The 23,316-nt window shown below is 63.6% G+C and carries 23 protein-coding genes; 13 read left to right on the plus strand and 10 right to left on the minus strand.

Going from position 1 to position 23,316, the window contains the following annotated elements:
• Positions 1-10: 10 nt before the first annotated feature.
• The 3 genes from glnE to ACVDHI_RS17165 form a co-directional block, all read right to left on the minus strand.
• Complete coding sequence (glnE, locus tag ACVDHI_RS17155) at positions 11-2,884, minus strand: bifunctional [glutamate--ammonia ligase]-adenylyl-L-tyrosine phosphorylase/[glutamate--ammonia-ligase] adenylyltransferase (RefSeq protein WP_069784243.1); 2,874 nt, start codon at positions 2,882-2,884, stop codon at positions 11-13.
• A gap of 135 nt (positions 2,885-3,019) precedes the next feature.
• Entirely contained in the window at positions 3,020-3,460 is a 441-nt protein-coding gene (locus tag ACVDHI_RS17160; protein WP_010675667.1) for a GNAT family N-acetyltransferase, read from the minus strand.
• A gap of 118 nt (positions 3,461-3,578) precedes the next feature.
• Positions 3,579-4,829: a methyl-accepting chemotaxis protein gene (locus ACVDHI_RS17165; RefSeq protein WP_010675666.1), complete on the minus strand. Its 1,251-nt coding sequence runs from the start codon at positions 4,827-4,829 to the stop codon at positions 3,579-3,581.
• 100 nt (positions 4,830-4,929) lie between these two features.
• Here ACVDHI_RS17165 and ACVDHI_RS17170 point away from each other — a divergent pair, with 100 nt between their 5' ends.
• The 9 genes from ACVDHI_RS17170 (at position 4,930) to ACVDHI_RS17210 (ending at position 14,614) form a co-directional block, all read left to right on the plus strand.
• Positions 4,930-5,682: a potassium channel family protein gene (locus tag ACVDHI_RS17170; protein ID WP_029314808.1), complete on the plus strand. Its 753-nt coding sequence runs from the start codon at positions 4,930-4,932 to the stop codon at positions 5,680-5,682.
• Between the two features lie 152 nt (positions 5,683-5,834).
• Positions 5,835-6,440 carry a TIGR04211 family SH3 domain-containing protein gene (locus tag ACVDHI_RS17175; RefSeq protein ID WP_447212326.1) on the plus strand — a complete coding sequence of 202 codons (606 nt, stop codon included), beginning with the start codon at positions 5,835-5,837 and terminating at the stop codon, positions 6,438-6,440.
• Positions 6,441-6,605: 165 nt separating this feature from the next.
• Positions 6,606-7,385, plus strand: coding sequence for an NAD(+) diphosphatase (gene nudC, locus ACVDHI_RS17180; RefSeq protein WP_041213915.1), 780 nt, complete (start codon positions 6,606-6,608; stop codon positions 7,383-7,385).
• 139 nt (positions 7,386-7,524) lie between these two features.
• Entirely contained in the window at positions 7,525-8,592 is a 1,068-nt protein-coding gene (gene hemE, locus ACVDHI_RS17185) for a uroporphyrinogen decarboxylase (protein WP_447212327.1), read from the plus strand.
• Positions 8,593-8,743: 151 nt separating this feature from the next.
• Entirely contained in the window at positions 8,744-9,673 is a 930-nt protein-coding gene (locus ACVDHI_RS17190; protein WP_324059252.1) for an ROK family protein, read from the plus strand.
• 50 nt (positions 9,674-9,723) lie between these two features.
• Positions 9,724-10,734, plus strand: coding sequence for an erythrose-4-phosphate dehydrogenase (gene epd, locus ACVDHI_RS17195; RefSeq protein ID WP_139737293.1), 1,011 nt, complete (start codon positions 9,724-9,726; stop codon positions 10,732-10,734).
• 66 nt (positions 10,735-10,800) lie between these two features.
• On the plus strand, positions 10,801-11,964 hold the full coding sequence (locus tag ACVDHI_RS17200; protein ID WP_039040546.1) for a phosphoglycerate kinase: 1,164 nt from the start codon (positions 10,801-10,803) through the stop codon (positions 11,962-11,964).
• 115 nt (positions 11,965-12,079) lie between these two features.
• Complete coding sequence (gene fbaA, locus ACVDHI_RS17205) at positions 12,080-13,159, plus strand: class II fructose-bisphosphate aldolase (protein ID WP_010675658.1); 1,080 nt, start codon at positions 12,080-12,082, stop codon at positions 13,157-13,159.
• 153 nt (positions 13,160-13,312) lie between these two features.
• Positions 13,313-14,614, plus strand: coding sequence for an NAD(P)/FAD-dependent oxidoreductase (locus tag ACVDHI_RS17210; protein WP_201926458.1), 1,302 nt, complete (start codon positions 13,313-13,315; stop codon positions 14,612-14,614).
• A 20-nt stretch (positions 14,615-14,634) separates the two neighbouring features.
• Here the strand turns inward: ACVDHI_RS17210 and ACVDHI_RS17215 are convergent, their stop codons facing one another.
• The 4 genes from ACVDHI_RS17215 to cutA all read right to left on the minus strand — a co-directional run bounded on the left by ACVDHI_RS17215 (position 14,635) and on the right by cutA (position 17,755).
• Positions 14,635-15,060: a hypothetical protein gene (locus ACVDHI_RS17215; protein ID WP_167826093.1), complete on the minus strand. Its 426-nt coding sequence runs from the start codon at positions 15,058-15,060 to the stop codon at positions 14,635-14,637.
• Between the two features lie 86 nt (positions 15,061-15,146).
• Complete coding sequence (locus tag ACVDHI_RS17220; RefSeq protein WP_324061390.1) at positions 15,147-15,599, minus strand: GNAT family N-acetyltransferase; 453 nt, start codon at positions 15,597-15,599, stop codon at positions 15,147-15,149.
• Positions 15,600-15,662: 63 nt separating this feature from the next.
• Positions 15,663-17,441 (minus strand): protein-disulfide reductase DsbD, encoded by a 1,779-nt coding sequence (locus tag ACVDHI_RS17225; RefSeq protein WP_447212328.1) that lies wholly within the window; start codon positions 17,439-17,441, stop codon positions 15,663-15,665.
• Complete coding sequence (gene cutA, locus ACVDHI_RS17230) at positions 17,438-17,755, minus strand: divalent-cation tolerance protein CutA (protein ID WP_010675653.1); 318 nt, start codon at positions 17,753-17,755, stop codon at positions 17,438-17,440. Before cutA ends, ACVDHI_RS17225 begins: the two co-directional genes overlap by 4 nt.
• Positions 17,756-17,938: 183 nt before the next feature.
• Here cutA and ACVDHI_RS17235 point away from each other — a divergent pair, with 183 nt between their 5' ends.
• Positions 17,939-18,280, plus strand: a complete 342-nt coding sequence (locus tag ACVDHI_RS17235; RefSeq protein ID WP_010675652.1) for a hypothetical protein — start codon at positions 17,939-17,941, stop codon at positions 18,278-18,280.
• 70 nt (positions 18,281-18,350) lie between these two features.
• Here the strand turns inward: ACVDHI_RS17235 and ACVDHI_RS17240 are convergent, their stop codons facing one another.
• Positions 18,351-18,788: a PACE efflux transporter gene (locus ACVDHI_RS17240; RefSeq protein WP_447212329.1), complete on the minus strand. Its 438-nt coding sequence runs from the start codon at positions 18,786-18,788 to the stop codon at positions 18,351-18,353.
• A 124-nt stretch (positions 18,789-18,912) separates the two neighbouring features.
• Between ACVDHI_RS17240 and ACVDHI_RS17245 the strand changes: the two genes are divergently transcribed.
• Positions 18,913-19,794 (plus strand): LysR family transcriptional regulator, encoded by an 882-nt coding sequence (locus ACVDHI_RS17245; protein WP_010675650.1) that lies wholly within the window; start codon positions 18,913-18,915, stop codon positions 19,792-19,794.
• Positions 19,795-19,801: 7 nt separating this feature from the next.
• Here ACVDHI_RS17245 and ygfZ read toward each other — a convergent pair whose 3' ends face one another.
• Positions 19,802-20,713 (minus strand): tRNA-modifying protein YgfZ, encoded by a 912-nt coding sequence (gene ygfZ / locus ACVDHI_RS17250; RefSeq protein WP_239054074.1) that lies wholly within the window; start codon positions 20,711-20,713, stop codon positions 19,802-19,804.
• 113 nt (positions 20,714-20,826) lie between these two features.
• Here ygfZ and ACVDHI_RS17255 point away from each other — a divergent pair, with 113 nt between their 5' ends.
• Entirely contained in the window at positions 20,827-21,096 is a 270-nt protein-coding gene (locus ACVDHI_RS17255) for an FAD assembly factor SdhE (RefSeq protein WP_104452276.1), read from the plus strand.
• 58 nt (positions 21,097-21,154) lie between these two features.
• Positions 21,155-21,526 (plus strand): protein YgfX, encoded by a 372-nt coding sequence (locus ACVDHI_RS17260; RefSeq protein WP_039040608.1) that lies wholly within the window; start codon positions 21,155-21,157, stop codon positions 21,524-21,526.
• 120 nt (positions 21,527-21,646) lie between these two features.
• On the opposite strand, the gene nadB is transcribed toward ACVDHI_RS17260, so the two are convergent.
• Positions 21,647-23,254: an L-aspartate oxidase gene (nadB, locus tag ACVDHI_RS17265; RefSeq protein ID WP_048208412.1), complete on the minus strand. Its 1,608-nt coding sequence runs from the start codon at positions 23,252-23,254 to the stop codon at positions 21,647-21,649.
• Positions 23,255-23,316: the final 62 nt, after the last annotated feature.

Consider the following 23,316-nt stretch of genomic DNA (forward strand, 5'->3'; position numbering starts at 1 on the left):
CCCCTTCTGCTTATTCTCCCAGCAGCTGTTGCCAGACCGCCAGCACATGGCCCCGCTCTCGCGGCAACTGATCGTCCCCCACCTTGCGGGAGATCTCCGAGAGGTTGAGGCGATGGCCGAGGTTGCGGATCTCCAGATAGGCCTGCTTGAGCCCCTCCGCCTGCTCCAGTGTGAGTACCCCCGCCATCACGCACTCATCGAAGATGCGCACATTGTCTGACCAGCGGGTGAGGGCGTCCGGCTCACCGCAGGCGTGGGCCAGCACCAGGTACTGGGCGATGAACTCGATGTCCACCATGCCGCCGGGGGACTGCTTGAGATCGAACTCTCCCTCTCCCGCCTTGAGCAGGTGATCCCGCATCTTCTGGCGCATCTCCCGCACTTCGCGGGCCAGGGTGGGCAGATCCCGCTCCTTGGCCAGCACGTCGCGGCGGATGCGGGCAAATTCGGCGACCACGGCATCATCGCCATAGATGGGACGGGCTCGCACCAGGGCCTGATGCTCCCAGGTCCAGGCTTCCTGCTGCTGGTACTGCTCATAGGCCGACAGCGATGAGACCAGCAGGCCTGAGTCGCCGGAGGGGCGCAGCCGCATGTCGATCTCGTAGAGGATGCCGGACGGAGTGCGGGTGCTGAACAGATGCAGGATCCGCTGGGCCAGGCGCAGGTAGAACTGGCGGCTGTCGATGGGCTTGCGGCCATCGGTGTAACTGTTGGGGTCGCCGCCGTGCAGGAACACCAGATCGAGATCCGAGCCGTAGCCGAGCTCGATGCCCCCCAGCTTGCCGTAGGCCACCACCGCAAAGCCGCGCTCACCGCTCACCGCCACCTCGGGCGGCACCCCGTAGCGTTCGCTCATCTGGGCCCACGCCTGATTGACCACCTCCTCGGTGATCGCCTCCGCCAGCCAGGTGAGGTGGTCGCTCACCTTCATCAGCGGCAGGGCGCCGGCGATGTCGGCGGCGACGATGCGCAGGAGCTGCACCTGCTTGAACTGGCGCAGCGCCTCCATCTGCTGCTCCACGTCCTCCTCGGGGATGCGCAGCAGGAACTGGCGCAGCTGGGGCTTGTACTGATCCAGCGGGGTGGGGTGGTAGAGGTGCTGGGGATCCAGCAGCTCGTCCAGCAGGATGGGGTAGCGGGCCAGCTGCTCGCTCACCAGGTTGCTCTCGTCACACAGGCGCACCAGCTGGCGCAGGGCGGCGGGGTTTTCCGCCAGCAGTTGCAGATAGGCGCTGCGGGTGAAGATGCGGGTCAGCAGGGTGCAGACCCGCTCGAACAGGCGGGCAGGCTCGCGGCTCGCCACCACCAGGCGCAGCAGCTCCGGCATCAGCCAGTCCAGGGCGATGCGCCCCTGGGGCCCCACCTGACGGCGCTTGTACTCCTCCTTGAAACGCAGCAGGGCGGCGCAGAGGGGGGCGGGCTCCACCACTCCCTGCGTGGTCAGCAGTTTTTCCAGCTCGGCGGCATCAAGCTCGGTGCGCCAGAGATCGAGCCAGAGCTGTTCCAGGTGGGCGGGGGCCTCCTTCTCTTCCCCCACTACGGCGACGAACTCCTGATGGACGGCGGCCATCTCCTCATCGAGGTGGGCCATGAAGGCGTCCCAGTCGGTAAAGCCGAGGGTGGCGATGAGCCGCTGGCGATCCCGATCCTCGGTGGGAAGGGTCTGGGTCTGCTGATCGCCGATCTCCTGCAAGATGTTTTCCACCCGGCGCAGGAAGCGATAGGCGGTGAGCAGGCGTTCGCACTGGCTCCCCTCCAGGGCCCCCCCCTGGGCGATGGCGGCCAGCGCCTCCGGCAGGTGGCGTACCCGCAGGGCGGGCTCGCGCCCGCCACGGATGAGTTGCAGCGCCTGGGCGATGAACTCCACCTCGCGAATGCCCCCGGCCCCCAGCTTGATGTTGCCCTCCAGTCCCTTGCGGCGCACCTCGGCGGCGATCATCGCCTTCATCTGGCGCAGGCCGTCGATGACGCCGAAGTCGATGTAGCGGCGGAACACGAAGGGGCGCAGCAGTTCGGTCAGGGCCATGGCGTGTTCGCACTGGGGGCCCAGCACCCGTGCCTTGACCATGGCGTAGCGCTCCCAGTTGCGGCCGTGATGCTGGTAGTAGTCCTCCATGGCGGCGAAGGAGATGGCGAGCGGCCCCGCATCGCCAAAGGGGCGTAGCCGCATGTCGACCCGGAACACCTGACCATCCTGGGTGGGCTGGTGGAGGGCGTTGATGAGACGCTGCCCGAGCTTGATGAAGAACTGCTGGTTGGCGAGCTCCCGCCGACCGCCAACGGTGTAGCCGTTCTCGGGGAAGGTGAAGATAAGGTCGATGTCCGAGGAGAAGTTGAGCTCGCCGCCGCCGAGCTTGCCCATCCCGAGGATGAGCAGGGGCTGGGGGTTGCCATCGCCGTCCATGGGGGTGCCCAGCTCGCTGCACTGTTTGGCGTAGAGCCAGTCGCGGGCACCACAGATGAGGGCATCCGCCAGCTTGGTGAGATGGATGAAGCTCTCTTCGACCTCGGACTCCCCGAGCAGCTCGCGCCAGGCGATCACCAGCATGCGGCTGCGGCGGAACTGGCGCAGGATGCGCTTGAGCGCCTCCTCGTCCGCGACCTCGGCGAGCAGGGCTGCGAGTTCAGGTTCATAGGCGGGCCAGCGCTCGGCCCGGGTCAGTGCGTCCGATGCCAAGGTCTCGGCCAGCAGCCCCGGTTGCTTGATGAGGGAGTCAGCGACAAAGTCGGAGAGGCCGAGCAGGGTCAGCAGGGTCTGGCGGGTGGGCTCGGGCAGTGCGTCATACTGGGGCGCCAGGGCGAGCAGCCGCTGCCAGTGGCGCAGGGCCTGCTCCTGCAACAAGGGAGAGAAGGCGGAGAAAGAGGGAGAGTGCTGGGCCACGGTTGCCATCCTTGTGGTTGACGAGTCTGCAGGGAGAGTGAAATGCCGGCTGCCAATCTAGCACTCCCGGGCGCTGGCGTCACAGCGCCGCTGCCCGGAAGGTGATCCGGCGACGGATCTGGCGATCGGCCGGGCTCAGGGACGCCGGTAGATCTCGGGGTCGTAGATTTCCATCAGGCTGCCGGGGCTTCTCGGCGGAACAAAACCGAAGCCGGCGTAGAGGCCGTGGGCATCGGAGGTGGCGAGAGAGAGACGGCGCAGCCCTTGCAGCTCCGGGTGGGCGAGGATGGCTGCCACCAGGGCCTTGCTGTGGCCGCGCCCGCGATGTTCGGGCAGCACGAAGACGTCGGCGAGATAACCGAAGGTGGCCTTGTCGGTGATGACCCGGGCGAAGGCGACCTGCTGGCCGTCGAGATAGGCTCCGAAGCACAGGGAGTGGTTGATGGCCCGCTGCAGGGTGGCGAGGGGAATGCCGAGGCACCAGTAGGCCTCTTCACTGAGGAAACGGTGAATGAGCGGGACGTCGAGGCGCCCCTTGTCGTCGCTTATCTCAAGCGCACGTTCTGTAGTCTGCATCCTGGCTCCTTGCCGTGATGAAAAAAGAAAGGCCCCTAAGGGGGCCTTCCAGTGTACTCAAATCACGACCTCAGGCCAGCCTGTAGGTTTGACGATGGGCGCCAGCATCAGGCCAGCATCAGGCTAGCTTGAAGGCCTGGATATGGCTGTCCAGCGTCTGGCTGTGGTGTTCCACCAGTTCGGAGGCATCTTTCAGCTCCCGCAGCACCACGACGGAGCCTTCCACCACCTGTTTGACCTGCTCCAGGTTGGCATTCATCTCCTCGGCGACCGAGCTCTGCTGCTCGGAGGCGGCGGCGATCTGGCGGTTCATGTCGGCCACTCCCTGCACCCGCTGCACTATGGTGTCGAGCTGGGTACCAGCCTGAGTTACCTGCTCCACCCCCTTGTCCGCCTGTTGCACGCTCTCGGCCATCAGGCCGACGGCCTGGCGGGCGTTGCCCTGAAGCTGCTCGATCATCTTCTGGATCTCGACGGTGGCCGCCTGGGCACGGTTCGCGAGTTCGCGCACCTCGGAGGCGACCACGGCAAAACCGCGACCCGCCTCACCGGCGCGGGCGGCCTCGATGGCGGCGTTCAGGGCCAGCAGGTTGGTCTGCTCGGAGATGCTGCGGATGGTGTCCACCACGGAGCCGATGCGATCGACCCCGTGCTCCACTTCGTTGACCACGGTGGAGGAGCGCTGGATGTTGCCGGAGAGAGTGTCGATGGTGTTGACGGTAGCCGCCACGCAGCGGCTGCCCTCCTCGGCCAGCTGGCTGGTTTCGGCGGTGGCGTGGGACGCTTGCTCCGCGTGATTGGCCACTTCTCGAATGGCACCGACCATCTGGCTCATGGCGCTGGCAAGCTGCTCAATCTGGGTGAACTCCTCGTTGATGGCCTCGTTCGCCTCATCCATGCAGAGAGTCACCTGAGAGGCGATCTCGTTGAGCTCCTTGCAGGCGGCACGCTGGGTCCCGAACACCTCCTTGAGGTTCTCCTGGGAGTGGGCCACCGCCTTGGCGATGTCGCCGAACTCGTCCCGGGACTTGAGCAGCACGCTGTGGCTGAGATCCTTGTTGGCGAAACGCTCCAGCAGCCCCACCAGGTAGTGGACCTGCTTGACCATGAGGCGGGAGCCGGTGAGCAGCAGCACCACGAAGACGACCCCCATGAGCGCCGTCTCCACCAGCCCGGTCCAGAGCAGGCGATCGGCGATGGTGTTGGCCATGGCGGCATCAATGCCCTCGCTGAGCAGGGTCGCTTCCAGGTTGCTGGCATCGAACCAGAGTTTGGCCAGCAGCAGCAGGGTGCTGAACACCATGAGCAGCACCACCTTGGGCACCAGTCGGATGTTGCTCATGCGCCTCTCCAGCGGGTTCAACTGCATAATTTTTCTCCTTCCAACGTCCATTATTCCTTTGCCGTCATAGCTATCGGCATTATCTTCCTTTTTATTAATTTGCACCGTGCTTAAAGTTGGAAAATGTATGCGACATCACTTAACTCATTTGCGTACCATGGATCTGCTGATGGGGTTTCTCTCCGTGATTTCGGTCTGCCTGGTGGCCGCTCGCTGGCTGGGGCACGGTGAACTGAGCCCCCAGACCCTGCAGCTCTTTTATGATGTCGACAGCCTGATCTGCTACTTCTTCCTCGCTCACTTCGCCTATGGCTGGGCGCGCGCCTCCGACAGGATGGCCTTCTTCAAGAGCAACTGGTTCTATCTGCCCGGCAGCCTGCCCATGGTGGAACAACTGCGCTGGGCGCGGCTCATCCAGCTGTGGCGGGTCTACCAGTTGCTCCGGGACAGACCGGATCTGCTGGCCATGTTCCGTCGTGAACGCAACGAAACCACTCTCTCCGGCATTCTCTTCCTCTTCTTCCTGTTGCTGGGGGTCGGCTCCGGCGTCATGTACTGGCTGGAAACGGGGCAACCCGGCAGCCAGATCCAGACTCCTTACGATGCCTTCTGGTGGACGCTGGTGACCCTCTCTACCGTGGGGTACGGGGATCTGGTGCCCAAGACGGAGGAGGGGCGCTTCGTCGCCAGCCTGCTGATCCTCTTTGGCGTGGGGTTGTTTGGCGCCCTCAGCGGCTTCATGGCCAGCCTGTTCGTCCATCCCGGCAAGACCAACGACGACACCGCGGTGTGGCGACGCCAGCAGAGCGAGCAGCAGGCGCAACTGCTCAAAGAGCTCAAGGCCCTGCGCGCCGAGGTGCAGGCGCTGAAACAGAAGTAGGTACGACGTCTGGAATGGTCGCGTGGCAAACCGGCGGCGCTGCGAGACAGCTCTCACTCGGGGAGATGGCGCTTTTCTTTGCTTGTCCTTTGACCCGCAGGCGGCTTAACATTCGGCCTGCAACCTAATCCAACGAAGAGAATCGATCGACCATGCGCGCCCTTCTCGGGATCCTGATCTGCTTGTGTGCCCAACAGGCACTGGCCGATACCCGCTATGTTTCAGACAACATCTTTACCTATATCCACAACGGTCCGGGTACCCAGTACCGGATCCTCGGCAGCGTCAAGGCCGGTGAGCCGCTGGAGGTCAAGGCGGTGAACCAGGAGGCCGGATTCACCCAGGTGGTGGACGGTCGTGGCCGCGAGGGCTGGATCAAGAACAGCGAGCTGCAGGGAGAGATCAGCCTGCGTGAACGCCTTCCCCAGGTTCAGAAAGAGCTGGACGAAGCCAAGGCCCGTCTGCTGAACCTCAATGGCGACAACGAGAAACGCTTCGCCGAGAAGGATGGCAAGATCGCCGAGCAGAGCAAGGAGATCGCCAGCCTCAAAGCCCGTCTGGACAGCCAGATCGCCGAGATGAGCAGCCTCAAGGAACAGAACGACGCCCTGACCCAGAGCTATGACAACCGTGAGCACGACATGCAGATGGACTGGTTCATCCGCGGTGGTGCCATGGTGGGGGGCGGCATCCTGCTCGGGATCCTCCTGCCCATGCTCCCGCGCCGTCGCAAGAGCAGCGAGCGCTGGATGAACTGATCGCCCCGGCGGTCAACAGGATGAAAGGTCGCCAGAGGCGACCTTTTTTCATGGCGTGCCTGGCGAGAAGAGGGCCATGTCGGGGGTCGCCATCGGCCCTTCCCGCTCGTAAGATGAGGCGAACGATCCTGTGCCGCGCGCATTCTCAACAAGAGCCTTCATCATATGTCATCAACTGAACAGGCCTTCTGGTTCGTGCTGGGGGGCGATCACCTCGTCCTGCTGGATGAACAGGGGCGCATTCCACAAGGGGCCCGCGCCGTTTTGCCCCCCCATCTGCACACCGCCCCCTTCGAGCGTTTCGACGAGTGGGACGGCCAGCCTTGCCATCTGCTGGATCTGGGCGCTGAGGCGGAGACCGGGGCCATGGCCCCGCTGCGCCAGCTCATGGTGGCGGGGGACGAAGAGGGCTTTCGCCTCGCAGGACGGGCCTGGCAGCTCGCCACTTTTCGCCGAACCCATCGTTTCTGCGGTGAGTGCGGCGCCCCCATGACCCCGAGGGAAGGAGAGTGGGCCCAGGGGTGTCATCACGGCCATGTCGTCTATCCGCGCATCTCCCCCTGCATCATCGTCGCGGTGCGCAAGGGGCCGGCCATCTTGCTGGCAGCCCACCGCCGTCACTATCAGGCGGATGATCCAATGTATACCGTGCTGGCCGGCTTCGTGGAGGCAGGGGAGAATCTGGAGCAGTGCGTGGCGCGGGAGGTGTTCGAGGAGAGCGGCATCCGGGTGGCCAATGTGCGTTACGTGGCGAGCCAGCCCTGGCCCTTCCCCCACAGCCTGATGATGGGCTTCACCGCCGACTACGAGAGCGGCGAGATCCGGGTGCAGGATGACGAACTGGTGGCGGCAGGGTTCTTTGAGGCTGACCGGCTGCCGCGCTTGCCCCCTCATGGCACCATAGCGCGGCGGCTCATCGAACAGTGCCTCGCCGAGGCGCGTTGAGGGAAAACGGGGGCGCTTGTATGCGCCCCCTCACATCTTTGCACTCCTGCGGCGCTGTGCGGCATCAGGGTCGCCCTCAGCCTTGCACAAAGTGGTATCATGTCCGCCATTTTATGCGTGACATGACTCAGGAACTGGGATGAAAGAGCTGAAGAACGATCGATACCTGCGTGCCCTGCTGCGCCAGGAAGTGGACATGACCCCGGTATGGATGATGCGTCAGGCTGGCCGTTATCTGCCGGAATACAAGGCGACCCGCGCCGTTGCGGGGGATTTCATGTCCCTGTGTCGCAACGCCGAGCTGGCCTGTGAAGTCACCCTGCAGCCCCTGCGCCGCTATCCACTCGATGCCGCCATCCTCTTCTCCGACATCCTGACCGTGCCCGATGCCATGGGGCTGGGCCTCTACTTCGAACACGGGGAAGGCCCGCGCTTCGAGCGCCCGATCACCTCCATGGCCGAGGTGCAGGCCCTGCCCATCCCGGATCCGGAAGACGAGCTCGGCTACGTGATGAATGCGGTGCGCACCATCCGCCGCGAGCTCAAGGGCGACGTGCCGCTCATCGGCTTCTCCGGCAGCCCCTGGACCCTGGCCACCTACATGGTGGAGGGGGGCAGCTCCAAGGCTTTCACCAAGATCAAGCAGATGATGTATGCAGAGCCGCAGACCCTGCACCTGCTGCTCGACAAGCTGGCGGACAGCGTGATTAGCTATCTCAACGCCCAGATCAGGGCGGGTGCCCAGGCGGTCATGGTGTTCGATACCTGGGGCGGCGTGCTCACCCCGCGGGATTACCGCGACTTTTCCCTGCGGTACATGCACAAGATCGTCGATGGCCTGATCCGTGAACATGAGGGCCGCCGTGTGCCGGTCACCCTGTTCACCAAGAACGGCGGCCAGTGGCTGGAGCAGATCGCCGCCACCGGCTGCGATGCCCTGGGGCTGGACTGGACCACCGACATCGCGGACGCCAAACGCCGGGTGGGCGACAAGGTGGCGCTGCAGGGCAACATGGACCCCTCCATGCTCTACGCCACCCCGGAGCGGATCCGCGAAGAGGTCGCCACCATTCTGGCCGGTTTTGGTCATGGCAACGGTCATGTCTTCAACCTGGGGCACGGCATCCATCAGGATGTGGACCCGGAACACGCCGGCGTGTTCGTCAACGCGGTGCATGAACTCTCCGCCCGGTACCACGGTCGCTGAGGGCGGCAAGCAGCGTGATGAACGGGGCCTGCGGGCCCCGTTTTGCTGTCCGTGACACAGGGGGCTGCATCCTGGTCGCGGCTCGGGTTACACTGCACCCCCATGTTGGCAGTCGTGGCCGGGATGGGGTCGTTGAGGGGCAGGAGGCTGGATGGAGAAGCGGGCGTGGGATTGGGGCATCGACCTTGGCGGGACCAAGTGCGAGTGCGTGGTGCTCGATGGCGACGAGGTGTTGCTGCGCCACCGCATTCCCACTGAACGGCACGGCGGCTACCAGCACATGCTGGGCCAGATCGCCAAATTGGTGGACGAGTGTGCCGCCAAACTCGGTCAGCGTCCTGCACTCATCGGCATGGGGACGCCGGGGGCCCGGGACCCCCAGACCGGGCTGCTGAAAAACAGCAACACCACCGAGTTCAACGGCAAGCCGCTCAAGGAAGATCTGGAGCGCAGGCTGGGCATCCCCGTGCTCATCGCCAACGACGCCAACTGTTTCGCCCTGGCGGAAACCCATCTGGGGGCGGTGCGCCAGCATCATCCCGATGCAAAAGTGGTGTTCGGCATCATCATGGGCACCGGGGTCGGGGCCGGTATCGTCATCAACGGCCAGATCCTCAACGGTCACCACGGCATCGCCGGGGAGTGGGGGCACAACGTCCTGTTGCCGGAGGGGCCAGAGTGCTACTGCGGCAAGCGCGGCTGCGTCGAAACCCTCATCAGCGGCCCGGCCCTGGAGGACTGGTACGAGGCCAGGACCAAGCGCCGTCTCTCGCTCGCCCAGATTGCTGCGGCCAGTGCCCATGATCATGTCGCCAGGCTCACCATGGACAGGTTGCACCTGCTGTTCGGCCAGGCCCTCGCCAACGTGATCAATATTCTCGATCCGGACGTCATCGTCATCGGTGGCGGCGTGGGCAATGTGCAGAGCCTCTATCGCGCCGGGCGCGAAACGGTATTGCCCTTCCTGTTCAACCCCCGCTTCGCCACCCCCATGATAGCGCCGGCCCTGGGGGACAGCGCCGGTGTATTCGGTGCCGCACTGCTGGCCCGCGGCGTCTTTCGCGAGGCACTGCTCTCGTGAGTCGCCCCTTCCTCCCATCCCTTTGTCGCAGCTAAGGACACAACGTTTCCATGATCAAGATTGCCATCAACGGCTATGGCCGCATCGGCCGCAACGTGCTGCGGGCCCTCTACGAGAGCGGCCGCGACAAGACCATCAAGATAGTGGCCATCAACGAGCTGGCGGCCCCCGAGGCCATGGTGCACCTGACCCGCTTTGACACCAGCCACGGCCGCTTCCGCTATCCGGTGCAACTGGCGGGCAACAGCATGCAGGTGGGGGAGGATCTCATCGCCCTGTTTGCCGAGAAGGATCCGTCCAGGCTGCCCTGGCGGGCGCTGGGGGTGGATGTGGTGCTGGACTGCACCGGAGTGTTTGGCTCCCGTGTCGATGCCGAGCTGCATCTGGGGGCGGGAGCGGGCAAGGTGCTCTTCTCCCATCCGGCGGACGCGGACGTGGACGCCACCATCGTCTACGGGGTCAACCACCAGGTGCTGACCGGGCGGGAGCGGATCGTCTCCAACGCCTCCTGCACCACCAACTGCGTGGTCCCCGTCATCGAAACATTGCATCGAGAATTCGAGATAAATTGTGGTACTATTACGACAATTCATTCGGCCATGCACGATCAGCAAGTCATCGATGCCTATCACGGCGACTTGCGCAGAACCCGGGCGGCCAGCCAGTCCATCATCCCGGTGGATACCAAGCTGGCAAAGGGGTTGGAACGTATCCTTCCCCACTTCGCCGGCAAGTTCGAGGCGATCGCGGTGCGGGTACCCACCATCAATGTAACCGCCATGGATCTGAGCATTACTGTTCGTAAAAAAGTGACAGTTAGTGACGTAAATCAAGCCCTGCAACGGGCATCCAGAGGTACATTACACGGTATTCTGGACTACACGGAAGAGCCACTGGTCTCCGTAGACTTTAATCATGATGCACACTCCTGCATCATTGATGGTACCCAGACCCGGGTCAGCGATGCCAACCTCGTCAAGATGTTGATGTGGTGCGATAACGAATGGGGCTTCGCCAACCGCATGCTGGATACCACCCGGGCCATGATGGCCGCAGGCTGAAAGTCTGCACCGGGCGCAAGGTTACTGTTTTTTTAACATTACCTGAAAATATATAGAGGACTGAATATGTCTGTTATCAAGATGACCGACCTGGATCTGGCGGGCAAACGCGTTCTGATCCGTGCTGACCTGAACGTGCCGGTAAAAGACGGCAAGGTCACTTCCGATGCACGTATCGTTGCGACTCTGCCGACCATCAAGCTGGCTCTGGAAAAGGGCGCCAAGCTGATGATCACCTCCCACCTGGGTCGTCCGACCGAGGGTGAATACAACGAAGAATTCTCCCTGGCTCCGGTTGTCAACTATCTGAAAGACGCACTGTCCTGCCCGGTTCGTCTGGCCAAAGACTACCTGGATGGCGTAGACGTCGCCGCCGGTGAGCTGGTTGTGCTGGAAAACTGCCGCTTCAACAAAGGCGAGAAGAAGAACACCGAAGAGCTGGCCAAAAAATACGCCGCCCTGTGTGACGTCTTTGTAATGGATGCGTTCGGTACTGCTCACCGCGCCGAAGGTTCTACCTACGGTGTGGCCCAGTTCGCGCCGGTTGCCTGTGCAGGCCCCCTGCTGGCCGGTGAACTGGAAGCCCTGGGCAAAGCCATGCTCAAGCCCGAGCGCCCCATGGTTGCCATCGTTGGCGGCTCCAAGGTCTCTACCAAGCTGACCGTGCTGGAATCCCTCTCCAAGATCGCTGACCAGCTGGTGGTCGGTGGTGGCATCGCCAACACCTTCATCGCTGCTGCCGGTCACAACGTCGGCAAGTCCCTGTGCGAGCACGATCTGATCGACACCGCCAAGAAACTGGCTGCCGAAACCAACATTCCGGTGACCACCGACGTGGTTGTGGGTAGCGAATTCTCCGAATCCACCCCGGCCACCATCAAGTCCGTGTCCGACGTGACTGACGGCGACATGATCTTCGACATCGGTCCGGATTCCGCCAAGGCCCTGGCCGACATCATCATGAACGCCAAGACCATCCTGTGGAACGGCCCGGTCGGCGTGTTCGAGTTCGACCAGTTCGCTGAAGGCACCAAGGTGATCGCCGAAGCCATCGCCGCTTCCCCGGCCTTCTCCATCGCTGGCGGTGGTGACACCCTGGCTGCCATCGACAAGTTCGGCATCGCCGACAAGGTCTCCTACATCTCCACCGGCGGCGGCGCCTTCCTGGAGTTCGTAGAAGGCAAGGTACTGCCGGCTGTCGCGATTCTCGAAGAGCGCGCCAAAGCCTAATTGACCCGGGACGGGGGGCAAAAGCCTCCCGTTTCGTTTATCATGTGGCCGCTGTGCCGGTTCATGATGAACCCCCCACTTTTTATTAACGGCATACGAGACAGGACGATTAAACATGTCTAAGAAAATTTTCGACTTCGTAAAACCCGGCGTGATCACTGGTGATGACGTTCAGAAAGTGTTCGCCATCGCCAAGGAAAACGGCTTCGCTCTGCCGGCCGTCAACTGCGTCGGTACCGACTCCGTGAACGCCGTGCTGGAAGCTGCTGCCAAGGTCAAAGCCCCGGTTATCGTACAGTTCTCCAACGGTGGTGCCGTGTTCACCGCCGGCAAGGGTCTGAAGCTGGAAGGCCAGCAAGCTGCCATCCTGGGTGCCATCTCCGGTGCCAAGCACGTGCACGCCGTTGCCGAAGCCTACGGTGTGCCGGTGATCCTGCACACCGACCACGCAGCCAAGAAGCTGCTGCCGTGGATCGACGGTCTGCTGGACGCGGGCGAGAAGCACTTCGCCGAAACCGGCAAGCCGCTGTTCTCCTCCCACATGCTGGATCTGTCCGAAGAGTCTCTGGAAGAGAACATCGACATCTGCTGCGAGTACCTGACTCGCATGGCCAAGATGAACATGACTCTGGAACTGGAACTGGGCTGCACCGGCGGTGAAGAAGACGGCGTGGACAACAGCCATCTGGACCAATCCTCCCTGTACACCCAGCCGGAAGACGTGGCCTACGCCTACGAGCGTCTGTCCAAGATCAGCCCGCGCTTCACCATCGCTGCCTCCTTCGGCAACGTGCACGGTGTGTACAAGCCGGGTAACGTCAAGCTGACTCCGAAGATCCTGGACAACTCCCAGAAGTACGTCTCCGAGAAGTTCGGTCTGCCTGCCAAGTCCCTGGACTTCGTGTTCCACGGTGGCTCCGGCTCTACCCTGGAAGAGATCCGCGAATCCATCTCCTACGGCGTGGTGAAGATGAACATCGACACCGACACCCAGTGGGCGACCTGGGAAGGCGTGCTGAACTTCTACAAATCCAACGAAGCCTATCTGCAAGGCCAGCTGGGCAACCCGGAAGGTGCCGACAAGCCGAACAAGAAGTTCTACGATCCGCGCGTATGGCTGCGTGCCGGTCAGACTTCCATGATCGCGCGTCTGGAGAAGGCCTTCTCCGACCTGAACGCCATCGACGTACTGTAATTCGCAGTACCTTGATTGCATGAAAAGGCGCCCTTTGGGGCGCCTTTTGCATTTCTGTGATCCTGACGGGCTGGATTGGGGATGGGGGGCTGGGTATTATCGATGACACCCGTTTAATTTAGTAAACGAATGCAACCAGGCAGGATGCTGAGCATGCAGACAGGAAGACAGGGACATCAGGAACACACGGCCTCCTATTACGCGGCCACTCGCAACGACCATCGGCAGTGGCCCGAGCTCAGTGGTGAGCTGGATGCGGACGTCTGCGTCATCGGTGGCGGTTTCACCGGCCTCAACACCGCTATCAACCTGGCCGATGCCGGCTACAAGGTGGTGCTGCTGGAGGCGAACCGCATTGGCTGGGGAGCGTCGGGGCGCAACGGCGGCCAGCTGATCCGCGGCATCGGCCACGATACCAGCCAGTTCGCCCGCTGGATTGGCGAGGCGGGCGTGCGGGAGCTGGATCTCATGGGGATCGAAGCGGTGCAGCTGGTGCGCGAGCGGGTCGAGCGTTTCAACATTGAGTGCGATCTCACCTGGGGCTATTGCGATCTCGCCACCAAGGCGCGCCACCTGAGGGGGTTCGAGGAGGATGCCGAACACCTGGCGAGCCTGGGTTACCGGCACGCACTGAAAATGGTGGCGCGGGAGGAGATGCACACCGTGGTCGGGTCGGATCGCTATATCGGCGGGATGATCGACATGGGCTCCGGTCACCTGCATCCTCTCAACCTGGCTCTCGGCGAAGCGCGTGCGGCAGCCAGTCTCGGGGTCTCCCTGTTCGAACACTCAAGGGTGACCCATATCGACTACGGCGAGCGGGTCGAGGTGACCACGGCCCACGGCCGGGTCAGCGCGGACTACCTGGTGATCGGCTGCAACGCTTACCTGGGCGACCTCCAGCCCGATCTCGGGGGCAAGGTGCTGCCAGCGGGCTCCTACATTCTCGCCACCCAGGTGCTGGAGAAGCGCCTGCGCCAGCGCTTGCTGCCACAGAACATGGCGGTGTGCGATCAGAATGTGGCGCTCGACTACTATCGGCTGTCGGCGGACGGTCGCCTGCTGTTCGGCGGGGCCTGCAACTACTCGGGGCGCGATCCCAAGGACATCAAGGCGTTTATGCTGCCCAAGCTGCTGCGGGTTTTCCCCGAGCTCGCGGGTACCGCCATCGAGTTCCAGTGGGGGGGCATGATAGGCATAGGCGCCAACCGGCTGCCCCAGATAGGCCGCCTCGAGCAGCATCCCAACGTCTTCTATGCCCAGGCCTATTCGGGCCATGGCCTCAATGCCACCCACATGGCGGGCAAGCTGGTGGCGGAGGCGATCAAGGGGGAGAGCCGGGGCTTCGATCTCTTCAGCCGCGTCCCTCACATGACCTTCCCGGGTGGCCCGGCGCTGCGCTCTCCGTTGCTGGCGCTCGGGATGCTCTGGTATCGGCTGAAGGATCTGCTCTAGGGGGAGGGTGGGGTTCGGGCTTATCCCTGCTGGGTCGCGTCTGGCTCGGCCAGGCGCCAGCCCTGCTCCGTCTTCATCATCCAGACCTGGGTCTCCTGCGCCAGGGTCTGGCCTGCCTCGAAGTCGCCATATTTGCGCTCGAGCTCCATGAGCCCCATCTCCTGCTGGAAGGGGCCGACCCTGTCATAGACGAGATCCTCGTCGTGCAGCACCTGCAACTGATCCAGTCCCTGCTTGAAGTGGAGCTGGTAGCTCACCTTGACCAGATAGACCCCCTCCATCCGCTCTTCCTTGCCGAGCACGGCGAAGTCGCGGATGTCGAACAGGTCAGCATCTGTGCCCGCCTGCAACCTGGCGGTGACCTGGCTCTGGATGGTCTCTTCACCGGGACCTGCGTTGCAGCCATAAAGCCAGAGGGCCAGCAGGGGGATGAACCACTTTTTCATCAAAACTCCGGATGATGCGAGACAGGAGGGGCAAAGTTTGCCACGGTACGGGCCAGATACAAGGGATAGCCAGAAAAATCAGCAGTCTATGGCAGGTCCGAGGTAAGGGGACGGCGAACGATGCAGGTCATGACCAGGGTATCGCCGCTGAACCCGGCGATCTGTTTGCGATCTACTTGCTGGAAGCCGTGCTTGGTCCAAAAATGCAGGGCTGGCAGGTTGGTTTCTATGACCCCGAGCCGCATGTTGGTGCAACCCCAGTTTGCCGCCATCTCCATGAGCCGTAGGACGACTTGGCTGCCGATGCCACGGCCTTGCCTGCACTCCTTCAACAGCAGCAGACCGAGATAGGCGGTATCCGGCGTGGGATAGCCACGGATGAGATCGACGCAGCCAAGCAATTCTTCCCCCTCCAGCACGGCCAGCACAAACTTGTCCTCTTGCCCCATCCCCGATGGACAGACCTTGAGTATCTCTTCGGCATCAGCAGGGGCAGGCCCCTTGCTTTCGGTCAGCCAGCTGTAGGCTGGGGCTGCCATGACAACTTCCTCCAGCCAGCCCCTGTGCTCTGGGTGAAACGCTGACAGACGCCGAAGCTCCATCTAGCGCAGCTTGTCCAGCTGGCCGAGAAATTCGGCAGGCCCCATGAAGCCGGTCACCCGCTGGCCGTTCACCTCGTTGCCATCGCGATCGAAGAAGAGGAGGGTCGGCAATCCCAGCACGTTGAGGCCGTTGAGCAGATCCACGTCGGCGTCGTCGTTGGCGGTGACGTCCGCCTGCAGCAGCACCATCTCGCTGAAGCGCGCCTGCACATCGGGGTCGCTGAAGGTCTTGTGCTCGAACTCCTTGCAGGCCACGCACCAGTCGGCGTAGAGATCCAGCAGCACCGGCTTGCCGCGGGCGGCGGCAAGCTGCACCTTGAGATCGTCCAGGGTCTTGATGCGGATGAATCGGGGGGCCTGGGTCTGGGCGGCGGCATTGGCCCCCTCGGGTGGCAGCAGCAGATCCTTGCCCACCACCACAAGGCCCATCATCCCCAGCAGCAGGACGAAGCCGCCGAGGCTCTTGCCCACCGAATGGGCGCGATGCTGGTTGTGGTGATAGAGATAACCGCACAGCACCAGCCCCCAGCCGAGCCAGAGCAGGGTGGACATCTGGTCGCTCAGGAGCCTTGAGAGCAGCAGTATGGGTACCGCCAGCAGCGCAAAACCGAAGAGTTGCTTGATCACATCCATCCAGGCGCCGGCCCTGGGCAGCAGCTTGCCGCCAGAGGTGCCGAGCAAGAGCAGCGGCAGCCCCATGCCCAGGGAGAGGGCATAGAGGGCCGCACCGCCGAGCCAGAGATCGCCACTCTGGGCCACGTAGATGAGGGCCCCGGAGAGCGGCGCCGTGGTGCAGGGGGAGCAGACCAGTCCCGAGATCATGCCCATGATGGCGACGCCGGCCACGGATCCGCCCTGCTGGCGGTTGGAGAAGCCCGAGAGGCGGGTTTGCAGGCTGCTCGGCAGTTGCAGGGTGTAGAGCCCGAACATGGAGAGGGCGAGCAGCACGAACATCACCGAGAGGCCGATGAGCACATAGGGGTGCTGCAGAGCCGCCTGGAATTGCAGGCCCGCCGAGGCGACGACGAGCCCGAGCAGGGTATAGGTGACCGCCATCCCCTGCACATAGACGAAGGAGAGCAGGAAGGCGCGACGGGTGGAGAGGCGATGCCCGGCCCCGGCGATGATCCCGGTCAGGATGGGATACATGGGGAAGACGCAGGGGGTGAAGGCGAGGCCGAGACCCAGGGCGAAGAAGGCGGCGACGCTGATCCAGAACCCCTGGCTGCCGAGGGCGGCCGCCAGCCTGTCCTGCTGGCTGCCAGGCACGTCGGTGCCCTGAAGGCTGGCCGACGCTTCCGCCCGGGCGGGGGCGGCGAGGGGCTCGACGGCGATCCGCTTGTCGGTGGGTGGGTAGCAGAGTCCCTCGGTACAGCCCTGGTAACTCAGGGTGAGGCTGGCCGCGTCCCCGACCCGGGTCAGTGCCACGGGGATCTGCACCTCCTGGTAATAGACCCGGCTCTTGCCGAAGAAGTCATCCTCGTGCTCGGTGCCGGGGGGCAGGACGGGCTCGTCGAAGGCGAGGTTCTCTCCCTTCACACGGATACTGTGGCGATAGAGGTAGTAGCCGTCGGCGATGCGTATCCGGAGCAGCAGCCGATCACCCTGTTGTTCGCTCTCGAGGGCGAAGGCCTGATCCACCTTGAGGAATCTGGGCTGGGTCTCGATGCCGAGGCTGCCGAGCAGATCCTGGCTGCTGGCCCGGGCGGGGGCCGTCGTCAGGACGCAGAGCAGACCCAGCAGCATCAGCAGGAAGGAGAGGGGGTGAGAGGCGGTCATGAGGTCTCCTGTGTCAACCAGTCGAGATAGGCAGGGTGGCCCTGGCTTGCGGGGAGCGCCAGGATCTCCGGTACCTCGTAGGGATGGTGGGCGAGAATGCACTGGCGCAGGGGTTCGAACAGCGCGGCCCGACTCTTGATGACGAGCTGGATCTCCCGGGTTCGCTCCGTCTTGCCCTGCCAGCGATAGACGGAGGTGACCCCGGGCAGCTGGTTGATGCAGGCGGCGAGGCGCTGGTCGAGCAGCTGCTCGCAGAGGCGGTCTGCACTGGTCTCGTCGGGGCAGGTGCAGAGCACCAGAATGGCATCGGTCATAGGGATGGACGGTCTCGGCAACGGGGCGCACGGGCCCCCTGGATCAGCCGTTACTATACCGGGCCGGGGGGCAAATAGCACCCGGCCCCCCGCACCCGGAATAAGTCATGCGCCCGAGATGGACGCTGTGAAAAGGACAGGGCAGAATGAGCGGGCTTGTTCCAATTCTACGTAAGGAAATGTATGACCCAACAGAATGAGCAGCAGAGAAACCGCATGTTGAGCCTGTTGCGTGAAGGGGAGCGCCGCATGCTGGTGCAACTGGCCGGTCTGCTGCGTACCAGTGTCGACGAGATCAATGCGGAGCTGGAAAAAGAGGAGCTGTTGTCGGCGTTGGAGCAACCCATCACGGTGGAGTACCTCAACGGCGTGGTGCAGCATCATCTGTTCGAACGCCTGCACAAGGGGGACATGGTGGCGGCCCAGCGCATGCTGAACCAGTACCAGAGCGACCTCGAAGCCATGATGCGCCAGGAAACCAGGCAGGACGATACCCCGCCGGAAGAGGTCAAGGCACAGGCCTGACCCCGCGAGGCCCTCTTCAGCACCATCATGCCATCGCATGATGGTGCCTCGCCCTTACCCCTCGAATCGCTTATCCCAGCACCTTCTGCACCTGTCCCATGGGAATGGGGAACACCTTGTCGTAACTCCAGTTGTAGACGAAGGCATAGACCAGGTAGAAGAGCACGAAGCCCATATCCAGCACCAGCGCCTCCAGCAGGCCGATGTCGAGCCACCAGGACATCACCGGCAGGGCCACGATCAGCAGGCCCCCCTCGAACCCCAGGGTGTGCAGCACCCGCTGCCACAGCGCCTTGTGGGTGTGGCCCTGATAGCGCAGCAGCAGCTTGTCCACCCCGATGTTGTAGACATAGTTCCAGACGGTGGCGACCACCGAGAAGAACAGGGCCAGGGGGCCAATGTGGTTGAGCCCGACGCCGGTCACCCAGCTGGCCAGCGGGGCGGCGATCAGCAGGCCAATCAATTCGAAGCCGATGGCGTGGCGCAGGCGGTCACGGGTCGTACGCATGGTCTGTCTCTCTCTTTGGTCAGGGAATGGCGGCAATGTATCGCCAAAACCGGATAGATTCACGTTGGTATCTATCGCTAAAATAGATAGATGTGACGACACAACAGCACGGCGGAGCAGGCTCATGACCCCTTCACTGGAACACTTCAAGGCATTGCTGGCGACGGCCGAGACCGGGTCGTTCTCGGCGGCGGCGCGCAGGCTGGGAAAGGCCCAGTCGGTGGTGAGTGCCGCCATCGCCAACCTGGAGATCGATCTCGGCCTTGCGCTGTTCGATCGCAGCGGCCGCTATCCCGTGCTGACCGAGGCGGGGGCCCGCATCTGTCAGGAGGCGGGGGTGCTGCTGGCCCAGAGCGAGCGACTGCAGGCCATCGCCGGCGAGCTGGCCAACGGCGTCGAGTCGCGCCTCACCCTGGCCATCGACGATGACTCCCACCTGCCCTGGCTTGGTTCCCTGCTGGAGGAGTTCGCCAGCCGCTACCCGGCGGTGGAGCTGGAGCTGTTGTTCCCGCTGATGGAGGACGTGACCGAGCTGCTCAAGAGCGGCCGTGCCCAGCTCGGCATCAGCTATCAGAAGGCGCACCCCGAGCGGGAGCTGGTCTCCCGCTCCCTGGGGACGGTCACCATGCCCCTGGTGGTCTCTCCGGATCACCCCCTGGCCCACAAGACGCCGTTGAAGGAGAGTGACCTGCAAGGGGCTCGCCAGTTGATGGTGACCGGACGGCGGGAGGGGACGGAGCGCCATCGCTTCCGCCTCTCGGCGCAAGTGTGGTGGGTGGAGGGGGATCTCGGGATCCTGGAGCTGGTGAAACTGGGGCTGGGATGGGCGGCGGTGCCCGAGTTTCTGCTGCACCGGCCCCTGGCGCGGGGGGAGCTGGTGGTGCTCAAGCCGGACTTCATCGCCGAGGCGGAACTGGCGCTGGAGTTGCAGTGGTATCGCGCCCGCCCGCTCGGGCAGGCGGGGCGCTGGTTGCAGGAGGCACTGCTGGCGCGAGTGCCTCGCTAGGGGGGATTCAGTCGATCAACGCATAGGGCAGGGGCTGCAGACCGAGGCTGGAGCCCTCTTCCAGCTTGAGGCGGAAGCGGGCGTCGGCCTCGGTGTCCTTGGGCAGCACTGCGGTGAGCCACACCTGACCCTGCTGCTGCCAGGCGTTGAGCACCAGACCGCTGCGGCGCCAGTTGTCACCGAGCTGGATCTCCAGGGTGTCACCGCTGGCTACCTGCGTTGCGGCAGTGCCGCTCAGCACGAAGAGGGCGCGGTTGTTGGCGCCGCGATACTTGGCGCGCGCCACCGTCTCCTGCCCCATGTAGCAGCCCTTGTTGAAACTGATGCCATCAAGAGCTTGCAGGTTCAGCATCTGGGGGATGTATTCCCCCTGATGGACCGCTTCCAGATGAGGGAGACCGGCTTTGATTTCCAGCCCCCACCAGAGTTCTTCGTCGCCCACCGGCAGGTTCAGGGCCAGCGGGGATGTGCTCGCCAGCAGCCAGCGGTCCGCCTCCACCCTGACTGCCATGCCGCCCTCCACCAGACCGGTGCCGGTCAGCGCGAAGTGCTGTGCCATCCAGTCGTCCGTCCCCTGACCGGCCAGTCCGGTCAGGCTGCCCTGAAACTCGCCGATCTCGACCTTGGCAAAGATCGCAAACTTCTTGAGCTCCGGCAGCTGGCGGGCCAGCACCGAGGGCTTGGTCAGCATCAGCAGGCTGTCTTCCAGGCAGAGCAGGCGAAAATCGCTCCACAGCTTGCCCTTGGGATCGCAGTGGCCGCCGAGGGTGCTCTGGCCCGGTTGCAGGGCGTTGACGTCGCAGGTGACCTGACCTTGCAGATACTTGGCGCGATCCGGGCCGCCGAGGCGGGTGATGGCCAGATTGGTCAGGGAAAACAGGGTCGGCTCGGCAGGAAGAAGAGGGGTCGGCAGGCTCACGATGGGATTCCAGAGACAGAAAGTATGTGACCTGCATGGTAAAGACGTAAGGAATGTTTGTCAGCCGGAAAATCCTGCTGCTACCATTCCCCGGTCTTTGTAAGGAGAGTTCCATGTTGAACCCAAGTGAGAAGTCCCGCCTGAAGTGGGCCTGCCGTCGCGGCATGCTCGAGCTGGATGTGATCTTTATGCCCTTCTTTGAGCACGAGTTCGATGGCCTCGGCGAGGCCGAACAGCTCACCTTCATCCGCCTGCTGGAGTGCGAGGATCCCGAGCTGTTCCGCTGGTGCATGGGTCACGGCGTGCCTGAGGATCCCGCTTTTGCCGCCATGATCCCCCTGATCCTCGAGCGCAACCAGGCCCGTCACGACAGCTTGCGCTGAGTCCGACTCGCGACCGCCACCCCTCATGGCCAGCCTCGCGTCTTCCCAGCGGGTAGTGATGCCCGTGATCGCCTCCCGCCAGCAGCGTCTGCTGCTGTGCATCCTGTTTCTGTTGCTGCTCTTGCCCGTCGCCAGCCTGATCCAGGGCTGGCAATGGGGGCTGTTCCTCCCTGTCTGGGGGCTGAGTCTGTGGCGCGCGTTGCGCCGCCATCCGGCGGCGAGCGGCGTGCTCGTCTGGGATGGGGAGTGGCTCGAGTGGCAAGGGGGGCGCCATCGGCTGGATCCCCGCAGCCGCATCCTGCCCGGGGTGCTCTGGTTGCGGCTGAAGACGGTGGAGGGCTCCGAGGGGCAGCTCTGGCTCTTCTCCGATGCCCTGGCCCCTGCACACTACCGCACCCTGGCCCGCGCCATCCACCTCGCTGTCCGCTAGGGGCGTCTCTCTCTACCTGCCACATCTGCCGCTCATAGCAGATGACCCCGCCTGGGCGGGGTCATCTGGGGGAGGGCATACGCCCGAATCGCACGCAACGGCCTTATTCCTGATCCGGCGTCATTCCCGATCCGGGGTCAGCACGGTCGGCTTGGAGTCTGGCTGCATGTCCGGATAATCCAGGTTGTAGTGCAAACCGCGAGACTCCTTGCGCTCCAGGGCGCAGTTGACGATGAGCTCGGCCACCTGCAACAGGTTGCGCAGCTCCAGCAGGTTGTTGGAGACCCGGAAGTTGGCGTAGTACTCCTGCACCTCCTGCTTGAGCAGATCGATGCGACGCTTGGCCCGGGCCAGGCGCTTGTTGGTGCGCACTATGCCCACGTAGTCCCACATCATCAGCCGCAGCTCGTGCCAGTTGTGCTGGATCACCACCTGCTCGTCCGAGTCATCCACCTGGCTCTCGTCCCAGGCCGGCAGGCTGGGGGGCGCCACGCTGGTGGGCAGCTTGGCCAGGATGTCGGCTCCCGCCTGGTGGGCATAGACCACGCATTCGAGCAGGGAGTTGGAGGCCATGCGATTGGCGCCGTGCAACCCGGTATAGGTCACCTCGCCGATGGCATAGAGGCCGGGGATGTCGGTCTGGCCGTTGTTGTCGATCATCACGCCGCCACAGGTGTAGTGGGCCGCCGGGACGATGGGCATCGCCTCCTTGGTGATGTCGATACCGACCGCGAGGCAGCGCTCATAAATGGTCGGGAAGTGCTTGATGATAAAATCCGCCGGCTTGTGGCTGATGTCCAGATACATGCAATCCGCCCCGAGGCGCTTCATCTCGTGGTCGATGGCGCGGGCGACGATGTCCCGCGGGGCCAGCTCGGCCCGCTCGTCAAACTCCGGCATGAAGCGGCTGCCGTCGGGACGGCGCAGATAGGCCCCCTCGCCACGCAGCGCTTCGGTCAGCAGGAAGTTGGGGTCGTCCGGGTGGAACAGGCTGGTGGGGTGGAACTGGTTGAACTCCAGGTTCGCCACCCGGCAGCCGGCGCGCCACGCCATGGCGATGCCGTCGCCAGAGCTCACATCGGGGTTGGAGGTGTATTGGTACACCTTGGAGGCCCCGCCGGTGGCCAGCGCCACGAAGCGGGCGCGGATCACCTCGACCTGCTCGGCGTTGCGATTCCAGACATAGGCTCCCAATACCTTGTTGCCCGGCAGACCCAGCTTGCGGGTGGTGATGAGATCGACCGCGTTGAAGCGCTCCATCAGCTGGATGTTGGGGTGGGCGCGCACCTGGTCGATCAGGGTGAGCTGCACCGCCTTGCCGGTGGCGTCGGCCGCGTGGAAGATGCGGCGATGGCTGTGGCCCCCTTCCCGGGTCAGGTGATAGTGGGATTCCCCCTCGGCATCCTCTTCCTGATCGAAGGGGACCCCCTGCTGAATGAGCCACTGGATGGAGTCGCGGGCGTTGCGGGCGGTGAACTCCACCACCGCCGGGTCGCACAACCCGGCGCCGGCGTTGAGCGTGTCGCTCACGTGGGATTCGATGCTGTCGGTCTCGTCGAACACGGCAGCGATGCCTCCTTGCGCATAGAGAGTGGCCCCCTCACTGATGGGCCCCTTGCTCAGAACCAGGACTTTGGCCTGGTCTGCCAATCGCAACGCGAGGGACAGACCGGCGGCACCGCTGCCAATGATGAGTACGTCGCAAAGGTATTCAACACTTGCTTTCATAAGTATCATTGGCCTGGATTAAGAACTGGCCCCATGGTAGCCCAAGGGGGGTTGTGATGCAG

This window comes from Aeromonas sp. 25-248, from assembly GCF_053005425.1.